Raw genomic sequence first — 2,582 nt, 5'->3', positions numbered from 1 at the left:
TTCACTGAATCAGATAGTTTTAAAAAGTATTACTAAATCCTCGGGGATGTACATCATTATGGCACCCTTAGGACGCTTCTTAGCTCAGAACCCCTCCGACCGATTTCTTCTCTTCCAAATAAACATGACACCGTTCTTCCCACTTATCTACATGAGTCAGCGTGCAGTTCTCGATTATAAAATCCGGCAAGATTAACTCAATAAATGGCAGGGAACTCTCAAAAATAGACCAGGTTGATTAAAAAGAAAAAGCACCTAACAATTTCTTGCTAAGTGCTTCATTTTCAAGCTCCCGAAGCTGGGCTCGAACCAGCGACCCTCTGATTAACAGTCCTACTCATACCTTTTATTACTGTTTGTTAGCGTTTATTGATGTTAGTATAATTTACTAATAATCAAATATTTACATCAAAATTAGGCAACAAAATTTCGTGCCTTTTAGTTAGCCTTTGTAGCTGCTGTTTGTAAAAACGCTTGCAAATTTTAAACAGTAAATAAAGATGGAACAATCAACAGTCACCGCAAAGGTGGTACTAGACACTCGCCGTATTAAACAGGACGGCACCTACCCTCTCAAGCTCAGAGTTACCTATCAAAGGACGTTTAAGGACTATCGGGTTGGAATCGATCTTACACCGGAAGATTATCAGCAAATGGTGAATCCCAAGAACAGGAATGAAACTCTCCGGGGAGTAAAACTTAAAGTGCTTGCACGTGAGAGCGAAGCACATCAAATTATTAGAGCCCTTCCCATATTCTCGTTCAAAGCCTTCGAAAAGGCCATGCTAGGGGATAAAACCAAGAAAGGCGCGAAAAGCATCTACGAGTTAATGGAGGACTACATCGCTAAGCTTAACGAAGCCGATCGAATATCTACCGGCAGCTCATACCAGACAGCACTTAACTCATTGAGGGAGTTCTCGAAAAAAATCCGGTATGAAGATATTACTCCTGATTTCCTTGAGAAGTTCTGCAAGCACATGCTCCAGGAGGGGCGATCTACTACAACCATTGGGATATACTTGCGCAGTTTTCGGACAATCGTGAATCAGGCAATCGAGCAAGGCTACATGCATCGTGACGACTATCCATTTGGTAGAGGGAAATTTCAAGTCCCGACAGGTAGAAACATCAAAAAAGCTCTTAAAATCAATCAGATTGCAATGCTCTTCAACTATCAGACCATCCCAGGTACAAACGAAGATCGAGCAAAGGACATATGGCTGTTCTCATACTTGTGTAACGGTATTAATATCAAGGATATATGCCGCCTCCGGTACAGAGACGTTAAAGATGGCGTTATTACTTTTATCCGTGCAAAGACAGAAAGGACATCAAGAGGAAATCTGGCACCCATTGTCGCGAAGCCAACGGAACATGCTTTCGAGATAATCGAGAAGTGGGGCAATCGTGAAACATCCAAGGATACCTATGTATTCCCGTTTCTCAATGAATCAAAGAACGCAGTCGATGAACGGCGAATCGTCCAGAATGTGACTCGCAACGTCAACAAGCACATTTCTCGTATTGGAAAAGAGCTTGGTTTTGAAGCAAAATTAACAACATACGTAGCACGACACTCATACAGCACAGTTCTCAAACGCAGCAACGAAGTATCTATTGACTATATATCTGAAAGCTTAGGGCATAAAGACCGCAAGACTACTCAGCATTACCTTGATAGCTTCGAACACGAGGACTTAGAACGGTATGGTAGGCTTTTAGTGGCCTTCTAACGCAGGTTTACGTAACCAAACAATACATGATCGAAGGTGACATAACACTTTTGCTTTAAGTGTTTTGTTCCTTCGATCACTTGGCCTCATCTACGGTGGCTATCACACTCAGCCGATACAAATGACATTTTCATAAAATTTTGACAGTGTCATTTATTTGTAAGGAACAAAATTATACCTGCCCTTAAAGTACACATTGGAATTTCGGATCTTCAGCGAATCTTCCGTTACTACTAATAAGTCGATGTAGTTATTTTCATTTGTTTCATGTCCCAGGTAATACCACAATAATCGATTGGGGATAGTTGGGTGCCATTTCCAATAGCTATCAAATCCCGCCCCAATTGGTGCATAGCTACCTATTGATGTCGACCAAGTGCCATTAGGAGCAAACGTTACAAAGGCGCGTTTCGCGTATTTTAAGCTATCGACTCCGTTTTCTTCAGCTACCATCTCCCACGCTCTAAAAAGTAATCGTTCAGCTTGAGTATTATCAGGCGGGACGACATGATCTTTAATACACGAAAATGTTGTAAGGAACAATGCCAACAAAAAGAGGGGTACGAGTAATTTTTTACAAATCATTTTTTGTAAGATTAGATTAGGTTCCAAACATACCATTTTTCATTTATTTATCCCATGCCTCATTCATGGTGAAAGTGGTCTTTTGTGTTATGCAGTATGATACCTATCATAATGAGTTGTAAGGTGTCCAATTCGAATTTAGCGAAGTGCTCACATAGCTCTACCTGCCACTTTGGAAAGTTTTCAGAAATTAGCTAGTCATGCAAATCGTGGAAAATCACCTAAATTATTCAATTTTGCACATATCATTTATTTATATAT

Annotated in this window: 3 protein-coding genes; 2 read left to right on the top strand and 1 reads right to left on the bottom strand. The window is 40.5% G+C overall.

All coding sequences use genetic code 11. The annotated features are described in order from the left end of the window. Nucleotides 1-196 (top strand): hypothetical protein (locus AC2YIT_RS32120; RefSeq protein WP_487281938.1); only part of this gene is annotated, 196 nt, incomplete at its 5' end. Between the two features lie 304 nt (nucleotides 197-500). Continuing rightward, nucleotides 501-1,736 (top strand): phage integrase SAM-like domain-containing protein, encoded by a 1,236-nt coding sequence (locus tag AC2YIT_RS32115; protein ID WP_487281937.1) that lies wholly within the window; start codon nucleotides 501-503, stop codon nucleotides 1,734-1,736. A gap of 153 nt (nucleotides 1,737-1,889) precedes the next feature. Here AC2YIT_RS32115 and AC2YIT_RS32110 read toward each other — a convergent pair whose 3' ends face one another. Beyond that, entirely contained in the window at nucleotides 1,890-2,321 is a 432-nt protein-coding gene (locus tag AC2YIT_RS32110) for a hypothetical protein (RefSeq protein WP_487281936.1), read from the bottom strand. Nucleotides 2,322-2,582: the final 261 nt, after the last annotated feature.

Source organism: Dyadobacter sp. SRI_021, assembly GCF_057586235.1.
This window is presented reverse-complemented; position numbering and strand designations above follow the sequence as displayed.

What these genes read in the sequence shown, in the direction of transcription:
- AC2YIT_RS32115 (WP_487281937.1), top strand. Translation starts at nt 501, where the DNA reads ATGGAACAATCAACAGTCACCGCAAAGGTGGTACTAGACACTCGCCGT.
- AC2YIT_RS32110 (WP_487281936.1), bottom strand. Translation starts at nt 2,321, where the DNA reads ATGATTTGTAAAAAATTACTCGTACCCCTCTTTTTGTTGGCATTGTTC.